Source organism: Dongia sp. (assembly GCF_041906375.1).
In the GTDB taxonomy this organism is placed as follows: Bacteria; Pseudomonadota; Alphaproteobacteria; order Dongiales; family Dongiaceae; genus Dongia.
Genome location: NZ_JAYRJJ010000001.1, coordinates 938,177 through 950,325 on the forward strand (window position 1 = coordinate 938,177; position 12,149 = coordinate 950,325).

Sequence of the window (12,149 nt, forward strand, 5' to 3'; positions counted from 1 at the left end):
CTACTGCGCAGCGGTCGAGGGGGCTACCGGCGGCCAGGAATCGACCGTGACGGCGCGCGTCTGCAGGGCGTTCTCTGGTTCGGCTTCCGTGAGCACGGTCATCAAGGTGGCGCGCAGCGCCTTCAGCCGCGTTTCGCTTTCGACCTTCAAGCCGAAATGATCCTTTACATAGAAGACGTCGACCGCGCGATGACCGAAGGTCGAAACCTTGGCGCTGGAGATCTGCAGGTTAAGCTTGGTCAGTGCCGAGGTGAGGTAATAGAGCAGGCCGCGCCGGTCACGGCCGTTGACTTCGACGACTGTGTGCGTGGCGCTGGCCTTGTTGTCGATCAGCACGCGCGGGATAACGGGAAAATTGCGTGCCGCCGGGTTGGCCAGCGGCGGCAGATCCTGCAACTGTTCCAGCGTCTGCTCGGGCGCTTCCAGCACACGGGTGATTGTCGCCGACAGTTTGGCGAGGCGCGCTGGGCGGTCGAACGGCCCGCCTTCGCTGTCCTGCACGAAGAAGGTGTCGATCGCCTTCCCGTTGCGCAACGTGACGATGCGCGCGTCGACGATATTGGCGCCGCACAGTGCCATGGCGCCCGCAAGCTGGGAGAACAGTCCCTGCCGGTCGGGTGTATAGATCGTAACTTCAGTCATTGAGCGCCAGCGGTCGACGTTGAATTCGACCGAAAGCGGCCGCTGCTCGGCTTCCGCCGCGCGGATCATGCGGGCATGGCGGCCAAGTGCAGCTGGCGGAAAGGCCAGCCAATAGGCGGAATGCCCGCGTTCGGCATGAGCCGCCAGATCGGCCTCGGACCAATCACCCAATTCCTGCTTGAGAATGGCGATGACTGATGCTGCCCGGTCCTCCTCGGTGGTGTTGAGGCCACCCATCATCATATTGAAGGCGCGGGTGTATAGCTCGCGCAGCAACTGTGCCTTCCAGCCGTTCCAGGTCTTCGGACCAACGGCACGGATATCGGCGACGGTGAGAACCAGCAACAGCCGCAGCCGCTCCGGCGATTGCACCAGATCGACGAAGTCGGCGATGGTCTTGGGGTCGTCGATGTCGCGGCGGAATGCCGTGTTGCTCATCAGCAGGTGATAGCGTACCAGCCAGGCGACCTGTTCCGTCTCTTCGGCTGTCAGTCCCAGGCGTGGGCACAGCTTCTCCGCGACGTCGCCGCCAAGGATCGAATGGTCACCGGCGCGCCCCTTGGCGATGTCATGCAACAGTACCGCCAGATAGAGGACCCGACGCGACAGGACTTCCTTGACCACCGTGCTGGCAATCGGCGCGTCATCCTTCAACTCACCTTTTTCGATCCGCGCCAGAATGCCGATGGCGAACAGTGTGTGCTCATCGACGGTATAGCTGTGATACATGTCGTATTGCATCTGCGCCACGACACGGCCGAAATCGGGAATGAAGCGCCCCAGAATGCCCACCTCGCTGAGGCGGCGCAGCGTAAGCTCCGGGCTGCGCTCGGCTGTCAACATGTCGAGAAAGACGGCGTTGGCGGCAGGATCGTCACGCAGCCGGTCAACCTGACGTAACGCATGCGACATCGATGTCATCGCGGTCGGATGGATCTCAACATCGTTCTTTTGCGCCACGGCGAAAATGCGCAGCAGGTCGATCGGATGCTGCGCGAAATGATCGCCGCGCGGAATCGTCAGGCGGCCGCCTTCGATCGGGAAACCGCCGAGTTCCTTCTTGAGAATGCCAAGCGCCGGCAGGCGCAGCATCGGTTTCCTGATCAGTTGCGCTTCGATCGCCGCGCAGACATAGCGGGTAAGCCCGCCGACCGATTTGGCCGTGAGGAAGTAGTGCTTCATCAACCGCTCGACGCCTTTGGTGCCCGCGTGGTCGGTGTAGCCCAGGCGCCGCGCGATCTCCGGCTGCAGATCGAATGTCAGCCGTTCCTCGCCCCGGCCGGTGAGGTAGTGAAGGTGATAGCGCAGGGTCCAGAAGAAGTTGAGCGCCTTGTCGAAGGTCGCGCGTTCGGCTGAGGTCAGCATGCCTTGCTCGACCAGTTCCTGCATGCTGTCCGCGCCGCAGACGAAGCGGGCCAGCCAAAGCAGGGTCTGGAGGTCCCGGAGGCCACCTTTGCCTTCCTTGATATTGGGCTCAAGTGTGTAGCGCGATCCACCATGGCGCTGGTGCCGTGCATTCCTCTCAGCGAGCTTGCCTTGATAGAAGGCCTCGCCGTGTCCTTTGACGATTTGCTTCCGGAAGCGCTTCTTGAAATCGTCATGGAGAGCCTGATCGCCCCAGACATAGCGCGCTTCGAGGAGGTTGGTGCGGATGGTGAGGTCACCTTCCGCCTGGCGAATGCACTCCTCAACGGAACGCGTGGCCTGGCCGACCTTCAACCCCAGATCCCACAGGCGATAGAGCATGAACTCCACTACCTGCTCGCAATAGGGCGACATTTTGTAGGGCAGCAGGAAGAGGAGGTCGATGTCGGAATAGGGCGCCAACTCACCTCGGCCATAGCCGCCGACGGCCAGCAAGGTCAGCTTCTCGGCGACCGTCGGATTCCCCAGCGGAAATGCCTTCTGGGTAGTGAAGTCGAAAAGAACCCGCAACAGTTGGTCGACCAGGAAGCTCGCTTCATGGGCGCTGGTAAGGCCCGCCTGGGCTCCTCTGCTATTGCCGAGGAAGCGGCGCTGGATCTCCTCGCGGCCGGATTGCAGGTGGCGCTTTAGGATATCGACCAGTTCCGCGCCCGGGCTGGTCGGGTCGGACAGCCTCTCGGCGAGGCCGTCAAGCTCCGCCATGAGGGCCCGGCGGTCGATGATGGCGCGCTGATTGTCGATCTCGAACATAGCTGCAATCTAGCAGGAAGCAGGCGCGCTGGGAAAGTTAACGTGGCCCTGTTAGTTTGGAAAATCGATCTTTTTCAAGGCTTCATAGACTTGCTTCCGATCCCCGCCGCGGCTGCAGCCAAAGCCGATGACGTGCCGCCGCCAGCCGCCCCATTGATCGCGGGAGGTGTATTTGTGAAACCCGACGCAGGCCGAGGCCACGGTTTTGACATCGGTGTCGAATTCGGAGGTCGTGAGGCCCTGTTCGCCCTTGCCGCCAGTCCAGTTGGAGACTTCCAGTTCGCTGAAGATCTTGGTCAGCGATTCGCGCAGGCCGCGGCTTTCAAAGATATAGCCGTAATTCGTGCGGGCATCGGTCACGACCAGGAAGTGGCTGCCATCCGTTGCGTTGGCTTCAAGCGTCTCGTAGGTGATGTCCGAGACGTCATCGACAGAGCAGATCATGTCGTAGCCTTCCGACGCCATTTGGAGCCGGATCGAGTTGCATTCGACCTCCTCATCCGCCGCGGCAGATGGGTCGGCGCAAAGCATGCCGCCGATGGCAAGGACCGCCAGCAAGGGGAAAAAAGAACGAAGCTGTTTGCCGCGGTACCAGAGTGAAATCATACTTTTTTCCCGATTCAGTTGCTAATGTTCAGCGTCCGACGACTTTGGCGAACCCGCCGAGCTTAGTCAAATGGCGACTATGGGGTGGTTAAATGCCCAAAAGGCAGGATTTTCCTTGGCGCGAGGCTGCAAAGTGGGTTTAACTCCCGCCAGAAGATGGGGAAACACGGCTTGACCAAAGACCGTTGGCCCCGGACAGGGAAAGGCGAGGGGGATTGCATGGCGCAAGTCGCGCTTGAAGTCGAAGATCTGCATAAGCGATTCGGCGAACTTGAAGTTTTGAAGGGCGTATCCGTAACCGCCCATACCGGCGACGTGATCGCCATGATCGGCTCGTCCGGCTCCGGGAAAAGCACGCTTTTGCGCTGCATCAACCTGCTGGAGACTCCCGATTCCGGTAAGGTCACGGTGAGCGGCGAACTCATTCGCATGCGCGCCCTCAAGAACGGCCATGCCACGCCCGAGGATTGGAAGCAGGTCGACCGCATCCGCGCCAGCCTCGGCATGGTGTTCCAGAGTTTCAATTTGTGGTCGCATATGACTATCCTCGAAAACGTCATCGAGGCGCCGGTGCATGTGCTGAAACTGCCCAAGAAGGACGCGATCGAACGGGCGGAGAAGCTGCTCGCCAAGGTCGGCATCGCCGACAAGCGTAACCATTATCCGAGCCATCTGTCAGGCGGCCAGCAGCAGCGCGCTGCCATTGCCCGGGCACTTGCGATGGAACCCAAGGTGATGCTGTTCGACGAGCCCACCTCGGCGCTCGATCCGGAACTTGTCGGTGAAGTGCTGCGCGTCATGCGCCAACTGGCCGAGGAAGGCCGTACCATGCTGGTGGTCACGCACGAAATGGGCTTTGCCCGTGAAGTCGCCAACAAGGTGATTTTCCTCCACCAGGGCCGGATCGAGGAGGAGGGCAATCCGCGCGAAGTCTTTGCCAATCCGCGCTCCGATCGCCTGCGCGGCTTCCTCCAGACAACCCATCACAAATAGGTCGAATCGCATCGGCAACTCGGGTGCTCAAACGACCCAAGTTGCCTAAAAACCACGACAATTCGGCCTATTTCGGGCTGGATCGTGAAGGGTTTATTAACCCATCTGCCCGAGACTCGCTGTCATGAAACGAGATCGCGTCCGAACGACGTGATTGGGGCATCTCAGCAGGCAGCGCGTGGCGAATGGCGTAAAGCACAGGTCGAAGGCCGGCATCGACCAGGCTCATCTTCGGCGGCATCTTGGCGCGTCAATCGCACTCGCCATCAATCTGGGGGCCCTGGCGGTGGTGGCTGGGCTGGCGGCGCTCGCCAGCGGCAGCGCGCAAATTCTGACCGCTATCGTCGCTGCTATCCTGCTCGGCAATGTCGTGATGGCTTGGCTCGCCATGCGCAATCATCCCCCTGCGCCGGTTTACGAAGAAGCCTTCGTTTCGCTCGTCCTCGATTCGGTTGATGCCGCAATCACGGTCTACGACGCCAATGGCACCTTGCTGCGTGCCAACAGAGCGGCGGAAAAATTGTCGGGCTATAGTGAGGTGGAGCTGACTGACCCGGCGATCTGGCGCCAGATTCTGCCCGGCACTGATTTCGACCGCGTGGAGGAGATCGTGTGCGGCCGCAAGGCCGACGCCTATCCCATCATCAACGAGAATTTCTGGATCAGCCGGTCCGGCGAAAAGCGCCTGCTGCGCTGGTCGAATGTGGCATTGAAGGATGCCAAGGATCGCATTTCCTTGCTCGTCTGCATCGGCTTCGACATCACCGAGCAGCGCCGCTTTGAAGCCGATCTCATCGCGGCCAAGAACGAAGCCGAACTGGCCAATCGTGCGAAGTCCGAGTTCCTGGCCAATATGAGCCACGAATTGCGTACGCCGCTCAATGCCATTCTCGGTTTTTCGGAGATCATCCGGGATCAGCGTCTGACTTCGGACCTCGACACCTTCCGGCGTTATGCCGCGGACATCTTCGACAGCGGGCAGCTTCTGCTGCAGCTCATCAACGACATTCTCGACATGGCGAAACTCGAATCCGGACGCGTGGATCTTGAGGAGCGGGAAATCGACATGCCGGCCATCATCGCCACCAGCCGGCGCCTGATCGAGCGCCGGGCGGGCGAAGGTGGTGTGCGGCTGCTGGCCGATATCGAGCCCGGCCTCCCTCCCTTGATGGGGGGCGAGCGCGCCTTGAAGCAGATCGTGCTCAATCTGCTTTCCAACGCAGTAAAGTTCACACCGCCGGGTGGTACGGCCCGGGTTTCAGCGTATGTGAACGACAAGGGCGGAATCGAAATGTCGGTGAGCGATACCGGCATCGGCATTCCGGCGAGCTCGCTTGAGAAGCTGTTCCAGCCATTCTACCAAGTCGATGCCAAGGTTTCGCGACGTTATGGCGGCACGGGGCTGGGCCTAGCCATCACCAAGAAGCTGGTCGACGCACATGGTGGTCAGATCGCTGTCGCCAGTTCACCAAACCAGGGGACCGTCGTCACCGTTTCATTCCCGCCGGCGCGAACGTTACACGACTTTGCCGGCAACGAAGAACCCCGGCCGGAGCCGGGGTCCGCAGTAATGTAATCAAGCCTATTCCGTCGTTGCCGGTGCGGGTGTCATCGGCGCGGGCGCCTGGGCCGGCGGTTCGGCCTGCAGCTTCTGTGCATCCGATTCCGCCTGCTGTGCTTCCTGGGTCTTGAAGGCCGGAGCGGCTTCCAGCTGATCTTCGCTGTACTTCACCTGCAACAGTTTCGGCTCCGGCTGCACGTCGACTTCTTCCCAGGTCAGGCCGACCGATTTGGCGCCGAGACCCATGATGCCACCGACCGAGAGCACAAGGCCGGTCGCCTTGCCGCTGGTATCGAACAGAATGTCCTTCACCGTGCCGACCTTGTCGCCTTCCGGGCTGAACACGGTGGCGCCGATCAGGCTTTCGGCACGCACTTCATTGGCGCGCTGGGCCGGAATAACCGCCTCGGATGGCGGCGGTGTCACGACCGGCTCAGCTTCAACCGTGCCGACACTGTTGGTGGCGGGTGCTGCCGGCTGCGTTGACTCGGCCGGGGCGGGCGCGCTCGGCGTCGCCGCCGGGTCTTCCGCAAGCGCCGGGTTCATGAGGGCGGGTCCCAGCGGCAATACCGCCACGGTGGCCGCCAGCAGGATGCGTTTCATCATGGCCTCATCTCCTTCTCTGCTCACGCGTGATTGCGCGGTCGTCCCGAAAGGAAATGGTTCGTACTGGCGATCGTTCCGTCGCCTGCGTGACAAGGCGGTGACGTCACAAAGGCGATCCCACGACGATGTCACCGGTGGCGGAAAGCCCGAATATTGGCTAGTCTCGGCGCCTCTTCATTTACGGAGGATTGTCATGGGCTGGCTCAGCTGGATTGCCTTTGGTCTCATCGCCGGCATACTCGCCAAATGGATCATGCCGGGCCGCGATCCTGGCGGGTTCATCATGACGACCGTGATCGGCATCGTCGGCGCCATGCTCGGTGGCTGGCTGGCCACCATGTTCGGCCTGGGTGACATCACCGGCTTCGATATCAAGAGCTTCGTCATCGCCGTCGCAGGCTCGCTGCTGCTGCTTTTCATCTATCGCCGCCTGCGTTCCTGATCCCAAGATGCCGCAGCCAAATATCCTCTTCGTCATGTTCGACCAGCTGGCTGCCTTGTCGCTGCCGGCCTATGGTCACAAGGTGGTCAAGACGCCGCATCTCGATGCGCTTGCCGCGCGCGGCACCCTGTTCGAGAACGCCTATTGCGCGGCCCCGCTGTGCTCGCCGGCGCGTTTCGGCATGCTGACCGGGCTGCTGCCCGCGCGCATCGGGGCTTTCGACAATGCCAGCGAATTGCCGTCGAGCGTGCCGACCTTCCTCCATCTGCTGCGCCGCGCCGGCTATCGCACCTGTCTCTCCGGCAAGATGGATTTCACCGGTGCCGACCAGCTGCATGGCTATGAGGAACGGCTGACGACGGATTTGTCGCCCTCCGATCTCGGCTGGACGCCGGATTGGGAGCATCCGCAGGCGGCCTTGCCCTGGTATCACACGCTGCAATCCGTCGCCGAGGCCGGGCCCTGCGACTATTCACTCTCGCTGCAATATGACGAGGAGGCGACCTTCAAGGCGCGCCAATGGCTGCACCAGCATGCCGGTGCGGCCGATAAGCGCCCCTTCATGCTGACCTTGTCGGTCATGCACCCGCACGATCCCTATCAGGCGCTCAAACCCTTCTGGGATCTCTACGCCGATGCCGAGATCGACATGCCGGTGGTGCCGAAGCAGGACGATGCCGCCGGGCGCCGCATGTTCCAGCTCTACGACCGCGGCGAGATCCCATTGTCGGCGGAGCAGATCCGTCGCGCGCGCCATGCCTATTACGGCATGATCAGCTATTGCGACGATCTGCTGGGGCGCCTCATCGCGACGCTGAAGGTCCTCGATCAGCTCGACAATACCATCGTCATCGTCACCTCCGATCATGGCGACATGCTGGGCGAGCGTGGCCTCTGGTACAAGATGACCTTCTTCGAGCGCGCCATTCGCGTGCCGCTGGTCATCGCCGGCCCCGGCATCGCGCCGGGCAAGCGCGTGGCGCCGGCCGTGTCGCATCTCGATCTGATGCCGACCTTCGCCGATCTGACGGCGAGCGCGCTCCCCGGTCTTGCTTTGGATGGCCGCAGCCTGTGGCCGAGCCTCAATGGAACGGCGCTGCCCACGGGCGACATCGCCGGCGAGTATATGGGCGAAGGCTATGAACACCCGGCCGTCATGTTGCGCAAGGGCGCGCGGAAATTCACCTATGCCCGCGACGACGGCGCGACGCTCTACGATCTCGCCGCCGACCCGCTGGAGCGGCACAATCTGGCCCGCGATCCTGCCTGTTCGGCGGAGCTTGCAGAATTCATCGCCGCAGCGGAATCGCGCTGGGATTTCGACGCACTCCGCGGCCAGGTGCTGATGAGCCAGCATCGGCGGCGCCTGGTGCATGAGGCCCTGGTGAAGGGCCGTGTCACCCCGTGGGATTTCGAACCGCGCCAGGATGCGGCCAGCGCCTATTACCGCAATTACGGCTTCGACCTCCCGGATCCCGACGCGGCGCTGCGGCGCCCGCGGCGGAGCTAGAGCCGCTCGCGCACGTCTTCCTGGCGCAGCGACACCGAGAGATAGCAGCCGAACTCCTTGGGGAAATCGGCGCCGACACGGGCATGCACTTTCCCCTGCCGGCCATAGAAGCGGAAGCTGTCATTCACCGGGCACAGCGCCTCGTGCCAGATGCCGGGGTGGATGTAGAGCCCGCTGCCGCCTTCGGAATAGAAGGCAACGAAGCTCTCCGGCGTGATGTCGTCGCCGGGCAGGGCCAGGGTCGTCACGAAAGGCCCCGGCTCCAGCGGGAAGAACAGCTGCCCGCCATCGGGATGATAGTTGCAGCGCCACAGCAGTAATTCATCGCGCGGGCAGGTCTGCCGGTCCTCGCGCGCCTGGCTCGGCTGGCAGGTCCAGCCCAGCACGTAATCGTCGTCGACCGCCTCGTTGCGGGCACGCAGCACGTCGCCATGCCAGTTGAAGCGGAATTCGCCCTCCGTCGTGCCGCCCTGGTCGCCGGTGCCGGGCTCGACCTGGCGCCAGCCCAGCGACGGCCAGCGCACGATCTCGACCTTGCGCGCATCCGCATGCGCGATGATCTCGCCATAGCCCTTGAGGTTTTCCGGCGTCGCCCGCACCAGCGGCAGGCGATGCACCGGCTTGTCCGGCATGGTGGCGGCAAGCGGTTTGAGGTTCGGCGCGTTGAGCACGGTCATGGGGGCAACCTCCGGCAGGGCAAAGGCGGCCAGTCTCGGCCGCGCCTGGGTATAAATCAATTCCGGCCGGACAGCGTTACATGATGATGAAACTTGTACGGTGGCGTTCCTGCTCGAGCGCCTCAGCCGGCCCCCAGCAGCCGTTCCTCGATGAAGGCGCGGAGGCGCGGGTCGTGGTAATCCTTCACTGCCAGATGCGCCCCTTCCTGCAGCAGGGCATCGGGCGGCAGGGAGGTCGCCATGCCGACCAGCGACAGGCCCGCCCCGAGTGCCGCCCGCATGCCGGCGGAGGAATCCTCGAACGCCACCGAGCGGGCGGCGACGGCCCCCAGCCGCTCCAACCCGGTGAGATAGGGCAGGGGATGCGGCTTCATCTCAGCCAACTCCTCGCCGATAACCAGGGTCTCGAACCGCGCGGCGAGGCCCAGCCCGCCCAGCACCAGTTCCGCATTGGGGCGCGGCGCGTTGGTGACGACGCAAGTCCGCAAGCCCCGCGCCTCCGCCCAGTCGAGGAGGTCGATGAGACCCGCGATCGGCGTGAGCGGCCCCACCAGCGTGCGATAGACCGCTTCCTTCTGCGCCAGCACGGCAGCACCTTCTTCCGGCGAGAGATGCGGCAGGAAGGCCTCGGCAACGCCATGGTTCGGCTGGCCCATGATGCGGGCGGTATAGGTCGGCCGGTCGATCTGCAAACCGTGTTCGGCAAAGATGTGGTTGATGGCCTCCAGATGCAGATGGTCGGTGTCGACCAGGGTGCCGTCGAGGTCGAACAACAAAGCGGTGGTCATCGGGGCTCCTTAGGGGCATCTCACGCGGCCAGGGCATCTTACGGGCCAGGGCATCTCAACCGGGCGGTGAGAAATCGTCACTTGCCCTTCTAGCCGATGCGGGGCGACGATGCCGCAGAATTCTCCGTGACGCAGCTCCCCCCATTGCCGAATCTCCTTTGCCACATCCGAGGTCCGCTCTGCCCAATCGCAACACACCCGGCCGCAACACACCCCGCCGCATGGATCTGACGCCCGAACTGGTGGCGCGCGTCCACCGCGACCTGGCCGATGAAGGGCCGGTCCCCGGCCTCGATTATCACGACGATGCCGACTATGCCGCCATCACCGCATCGATGCTGGCCGAACATCCGCCCCGGACCCCGTGCTGGCTCTTCGCCTACGGCTCGCTGATCTGGAAGCCGGAAATTCCGCATGTGGACGAGATGCGCGGCCTGGTGCGCGGCTATCACCGGGCCTTCTGCTTCCGCGTGCAGCGCTTTCGCGGCACGCGGGCGGAGCCTGGATTGATGATGGCGCTCGACCGCGGCGGCGGTTGCGGCGACATGCTCTATCGGTTGCCGGACGATGATCTCCAGGCCCAGGTCGACAAGCTCTTCCGCCGCGAATTCACGGTAAAGCCGCCCAATTGCCGCCCGCGCTGGATCACCGTCGCCGCACCATCCGGCCCGGTGCGCGCCATCGCCTTCTTCATGAACCGCGCGGCGCCGTCGTATGCCGGCAAGCTGCCGGTCGAGGAGGTGGCCGACATCCTCAGCCGCGCCTGTGGCCATTGGGGCAGTGGTGCTGAATATCTGCACAACACAGTTAGCCATCTCGAAGCCAAGGGCATCCACGACCGCCATCTCTGGCACCTGCAGCAATTGGTGGCGGCCCGCATCAAGGAACGCCAGATGGATGAAGGTCGGGCCGGGCCGAAGGTCAGCGCACCCTAACCGCTCTGAGTGCCTGCAGGACGGAAGGCGGGCAGCGCGCCAGATCGAGTTCGACCCGCTGCCCATCGCCGGCCGTCCGCCGCAAGGCACGCGGCGCATCCGCCGCATCCGGCGCATGAATCTGGCCCGTCACGATCGTGACAGCCGCGGCACCCGCCAGCCGCTCGATCTCGCTACGCGGCAGTTCCAGGACCAGCGCCAGCAGGCGGTCGAGCCGGATTTCGCAAGCCGGCGCCACGCGAAGGATCAGCTGGACGCGCGCGGCATCGTCGCCGGCCGGGCGCAGAACGGTGCGGCTGATCTCCACCGCGCGTCCCGGCACGATCTCCGCCCCGGCGGCGGCGAGACCGGCGACATCGCGCGCATGTCGGGCGGCAAGCCTTGCGTCATTCCGCATCAAGGCGGTCAGTTCCGCCGCATCAAAACTGCGCACCGGCCGCCGCGCGTGGATGGGATAGTTCCAGCTCTGCCGGCACAGGACACAGCGATAGATCAGCCAGGCATCGACCTGCTTGCCGTTGGCGTTGACGCGGAACTTGCCGCTGCTGGCAAAGGTGCCGCGCGCCTTGCAGCCGGCACAATGCCGCTCGATTTGAGGGTCTTGTTGCGTCGTAACGTCGATCTGCACCAGGGCGCCGCTGGCGCCGATAGGGGTAACCATGTGGATGACAGCCTTCCGATCCGGAAGTGCTGTGCGGCGGTGTCAGGTGAGATCTTGAAAAAGACGTCGCATGCCGGAGCTCGGCCAAGGCGCTGCAGAAGGGGATGATGGAACGATTTCGCGCCTAGTATCTCTGGCCGGACCAAGGGCCCAAGATGAGGGGCCAAGATGCCAAAGATGCGCTGTTCCGTCGGGCTTCCCGCCACAACCGATCCCAGCCCACCGCAGCCAGCACGAACAACCTCAGGGCCCCACGCAATCACGCGCAGGCGCCACTTGAGACGCGGGTTCACTGAGATCGGTCAGTGCTTAGGCAAAGTCAGCCTCGACATGATGCGGCAACTGGCCTGCGATTATGCCGCGAAATCCGCAGGGGACAACCGGAAAGATCGGGCGGCGGCGTCGCGCACAAGCCGTGAAACCCTCACCCTTCTTTCTCCTCCCCCCTTGAGGGGGAGGGCCGGGGAGGGGGTATCTCTCCACCGCCACGATGTTGCGCAACTCATCCCACTATCGGCGTGTGGCAGCGGCACCGCCACACCATCGCCACCAT

11 protein-coding genes are annotated in these 12,149 nt (G+C 63.4%); 5 read left to right on the plus strand and 6 right to left on the minus strand.

Annotated elements, in window-relative coordinates; all coding sequences use genetic code 11:
- Window positions 1–2,817, minus strand: a complete 2,817-nt coding sequence (locus tag ACE3OA_RS04305; RefSeq protein WP_374308265.1) for a [protein-PII] uridylyltransferase — start codon at window positions 2,815–2,817, stop codon at window positions 1–3.
- 51 nt (window positions 2,818–2,868) lie between these two features.
- Window positions 2,869–3,423 (minus strand): hypothetical protein, encoded by a 555-nt coding sequence (locus tag ACE3OA_RS04310; protein WP_374308268.1) that lies wholly within the window; start codon window positions 3,421–3,423, stop codon window positions 2,869–2,871.
- Between the two features lie 219 nt (window positions 3,424–3,642).
- Between ACE3OA_RS04310 and ACE3OA_RS04315 the strand changes: the two genes are divergently transcribed.
- Together ACE3OA_RS04315 and ACE3OA_RS04320 are read left to right on the plus strand one after the other, a co-directional pair.
- Window positions 3,643–4,416 carry an ABC transporter ATP-binding protein gene (locus ACE3OA_RS04315; RefSeq protein WP_374308270.1) on the plus strand — a complete coding sequence of 258 codons (774 nt, stop codon included), beginning with the start codon at window positions 3,643–3,645 and terminating at the stop codon, window positions 4,414–4,416.
- A gap of 178 nt (window positions 4,417–4,594) precedes the next feature.
- Window positions 4,595–5,992, plus strand: coding sequence for a PAS domain-containing sensor histidine kinase (locus tag ACE3OA_RS04320; protein ID WP_374308272.1), 1,398 nt, complete (start codon window positions 4,595–4,597; stop codon window positions 5,990–5,992).
- Between the two features lie 6 nt (window positions 5,993–5,998).
- On the opposite strand, the gene ACE3OA_RS04325 is transcribed toward ACE3OA_RS04320, so the two are convergent.
- A complete protein-coding gene (locus tag ACE3OA_RS04325) occupies window positions 5,999–6,583 on the minus strand; it encodes a PRC-barrel domain-containing protein (RefSeq protein WP_374308274.1) in 585 nt (194 codons plus the stop codon).
- A 193-nt stretch (window positions 6,584–6,776) separates the two neighbouring features.
- Between ACE3OA_RS04325 and ACE3OA_RS04330 the strand changes: the two genes are divergently transcribed.
- Complete coding sequence (locus tag ACE3OA_RS04330) at window positions 6,777–7,025, plus strand: GlsB/YeaQ/YmgE family stress response membrane protein (RefSeq protein WP_374308276.1); 249 nt, start codon at window positions 6,777–6,779, stop codon at window positions 7,023–7,025.
- Window positions 7,026–7,032: 7 nt separating this feature from the next.
- Window positions 7,033–8,535, plus strand: coding sequence for a choline-sulfatase (gene betC / locus ACE3OA_RS04335; protein WP_374308278.1), 1,503 nt, complete (start codon window positions 7,033–7,035; stop codon window positions 8,533–8,535).
- Here betC and ACE3OA_RS04340 read toward each other — a convergent pair.
- Both ACE3OA_RS04340 and ACE3OA_RS04345 read right to left on the minus strand, forming a co-directional pair.
- Entirely contained in the window at window positions 8,532–9,212 is a 681-nt protein-coding gene (locus ACE3OA_RS04340) for an ureidoglycolate lyase (protein ID WP_374308280.1), read from the minus strand. The genes betC and ACE3OA_RS04340 overlap by 4 nt on opposite strands.
- 122 nt (window positions 9,213–9,334) lie before the next feature.
- Entirely contained in the window at window positions 9,335–10,000 is a 666-nt protein-coding gene (locus ACE3OA_RS04345; protein ID WP_374308282.1) for an HAD family hydrolase, read from the minus strand.
- 221 nt (window positions 10,001–10,221) lie between these two features.
- Between ACE3OA_RS04345 and ACE3OA_RS04350 the strand changes: the two genes are divergently transcribed.
- A complete protein-coding gene (locus ACE3OA_RS04350; RefSeq protein WP_374308284.1) occupies window positions 10,222–10,935 on the plus strand; it encodes a gamma-glutamylcyclotransferase in 714 nt (237 codons plus the stop codon).
- On the opposite strand, the gene ACE3OA_RS04355 is transcribed toward ACE3OA_RS04350, so the two are convergent.
- Window positions 10,922–11,596 (minus strand): DUF1062 domain-containing protein, encoded by a 675-nt coding sequence (locus ACE3OA_RS04355; protein ID WP_374308286.1) that lies wholly within the window; start codon window positions 11,594–11,596, stop codon window positions 10,922–10,924. The genes ACE3OA_RS04350 and ACE3OA_RS04355 overlap by 14 nt on opposite strands.
- Window positions 11,597–12,149: the final 553 nt, after the last annotated feature.

Bases quoted from the DNA above. Each gene is read 5' to 3' on its own strand.
- ACE3OA_RS04340 (WP_374308280.1), bottom strand. From the start codon at position 9,212: ATGACCGTGCTCAACGCGCCGAACCTCAAACCGCTTGCCGCCACCATG.
- ACE3OA_RS04305 (WP_374308265.1), bottom strand. From the start codon at position 2,817: ATGTTCGAGATCGACAATCAGCGCGCCATCATCGACCGCCGGGCCCTC.
- ACE3OA_RS04355 (WP_374308286.1), bottom strand. From the start codon at position 11,596: ATGGTTACCCCTATCGGCGCCAGCGGCGCCCTGGTGCAGATCGACGTT.
- ACE3OA_RS04315 (WP_374308270.1), top strand. From the start codon at position 3,643: ATGGCGCAAGTCGCGCTTGAAGTCGAAGATCTGCATAAGCGATTCGGC.
- ACE3OA_RS04330 (WP_374308276.1), top strand. From the start codon at position 6,777: ATGGGCTGGCTCAGCTGGATTGCCTTTGGTCTCATCGCCGGCATACTC.
- ACE3OA_RS04345 (WP_374308282.1), bottom strand. From the start codon at position 10,000: ATGACCACCGCTTTGTTGTTCGACCTCGACGGCACCCTGGTCGACACC.
- ACE3OA_RS04350 (WP_374308284.1), top strand. From the start codon at position 10,222: ATGGATCTGACGCCCGAACTGGTGGCGCGCGTCCACCGCGACCTGGCC.
- ACE3OA_RS04325 (WP_374308274.1), bottom strand. From the start codon at position 6,583: ATGATGAAACGCATCCTGCTGGCGGCCACCGTGGCGGTATTGCCGCTG.
- betC (WP_374308278.1), top strand. From the start codon at position 7,033: ATGCCGCAGCCAAATATCCTCTTCGTCATGTTCGACCAGCTGGCTGCC.
- ACE3OA_RS04310 (WP_374308268.1), bottom strand. From the start codon at position 3,423: ATGATTTCACTCTGGTACCGCGGCAAACAGCTTCGTTCTTTTTTCCCC.